Origin of the sequence: Streptomyces sp. NPDC007162 (assembly GCF_040634175.1) — a bacterium.
Taxonomy (GTDB): Bacteria; Actinomycetota; Actinomycetes; order Streptomycetales; family Streptomycetaceae; genus Streptomyces.
Genome location: NZ_JBEYFC010001006.1, coordinates 1 through 1,371 on the forward strand (window position 1 = coordinate 1; position 1,371 = coordinate 1,371).

At 69.5% G+C, this 1,371-nt stretch carries 2 protein-coding genes; one reads left to right on the plus strand and one right to left on the minus strand.

What is annotated here, in order from left to right; all coding sequences use genetic code 11:
- Positions 1-107: 107 nt before the first annotated feature.
- A complete protein-coding gene (locus ABZ646_RS46685) occupies positions 108-752 on the minus strand; it encodes a MerR family transcriptional regulator (RefSeq protein ID WP_360533885.1) in 645 nt (214 codons plus the stop codon).
- A gap of 88 nt (positions 753-840) precedes the next feature.
- Between ABZ646_RS46685 and ABZ646_RS46690 the strand changes: the two genes are divergently transcribed.
- Positions 841-1,353 (plus strand): DUF4188 domain-containing protein, encoded by a 513-nt coding sequence (locus tag ABZ646_RS46690; protein ID WP_360533888.1) that lies wholly within the window; start codon positions 841-843, stop codon positions 1,351-1,353.
- The last annotated feature ends 18 nt before the right edge of the window (positions 1,354-1,371 follow it).

Sequence of the window (1,371 nt, forward strand, 5' to 3'; positions counted from 1 at the left end):
CTAGCACGCCGCCCTCTCAAGGCGGTAGCGCCGGTTCGAATCCGGTCGGGGGTACAGACGACGAAGGCCCTCCGCTTCATGCGGAGGGCCTTCGTCGTGTCCGGCCCCTACTCGAAGCCGTAGCGCCGGGCCGTCTCCTCCTCCTGGGCCAGCCGGTGCAGGGCCTGGAGCATCGGCTCCACCAGCACCGCGCCGGCCACCGCGGCCGCCACCTTCTCCTCCTCCGAGGGGTGCGTCTCCAGGAAGTCAAGATCCGCGATCGCCGCCTGGTGCATCAACTTCGCCCGGGTCACGAGAAGTTCGCTGTCCCATTCGTAACCGAGGCGGCGGAACGCGGCCACCGAGACCACCAGCTGGCGATAGGCGGGGGAGACGGTCGTCAGCTGCTTGGCGTTCTCCCAGCCGAGGGTGGTCAGCAGGGCGCCCACCTCCTGGTGCGCGGCCCGCACGTACTCGTCGTCCTCGTCCGGCTCCGGCACCTGCGGCAGCGCCCACAGCGCAGCGCCCACCCTGATCGTGCGGCCCAGCGACTCGTCGTCGACGTGCCCGAGCACCTCGCGCACCTTCGCCACCGGCACCCGGCCGACCTGGATCATCGCCCGCACCAGCCGCAGCCGGCGCAGATGCTCCTCGTCGTACTCCGCGGTCGTGGCGTTGACCTGGCGGCCCGGCGGCAACAGGCCTTCGCGCAGGTAGTACTTGATCGTCGCGACGGGCACCCCGCTGCGCTCGCTCAACCGGGCCAGCCGCATCTCTTGCGCCTCTCCTTGGTAAGTGCCACTATCCAAGCACCGTCAGAAGGATAGTGACGCTATCCGACAGGGACCGGGGGTGTTTCGCATGGTCGCCAAGCCGATTCCGGGCCGTACGACCGCGGCGCGCGAGGGCGATGCGGTGGTGCTGCTGATCGGCGTGCGCATCAACCACTTCTGGGCGGTGCACCAGTGGCTCCCGGTCCTGCTGTCCATGTTCCGCATGCTGGGGGAGCTTGCGCGGGATCCCGGCCGGGGGCTGCTCGGGCGCATCCTGCTGACGGCGTCACCGCGGACGTACTACGTCGTCCAGTACTGGGATTCCAAGGAGAAGCTGTACGCGTACGCGAGTTCGCCGGAGATGCTGCACCACGGGGTGTGGAGCCTGGTGAACCGCAAGGAGCGGGCGGGGAAGCTGCGGCAGCACGTGGGCCTGTGGCACGAGACGTACGTGGCGCCCGAGGGGTCGTACGAGTCGATCTACTTCGACATGCCGGAGTTCGGACTGGGGGCGGCGAGCGGGACGGTTCCCGTGGAGCGCAGGGGCCGCTACGCGAAGGACCGGTTCGCGTACAGGGGGGCCGGCAAGAACGCCCCGTGAAGGGGTGCTGGGGGTACC

Bases quoted from the DNA above. Each gene is read 5' to 3' on its own strand.
- ABZ646_RS46685 (WP_360533885.1), bottom strand. From the start codon at position 752: ATGCGGCTGGCCCGGTTGAGCGAGCGCAGCGGGGTGCCCGTCGCGACG.
- ABZ646_RS46690 (WP_360533888.1), top strand. From the start codon at position 841: ATGGTCGCCAAGCCGATTCCGGGCCGTACGACCGCGGCGCGCGAGGGC.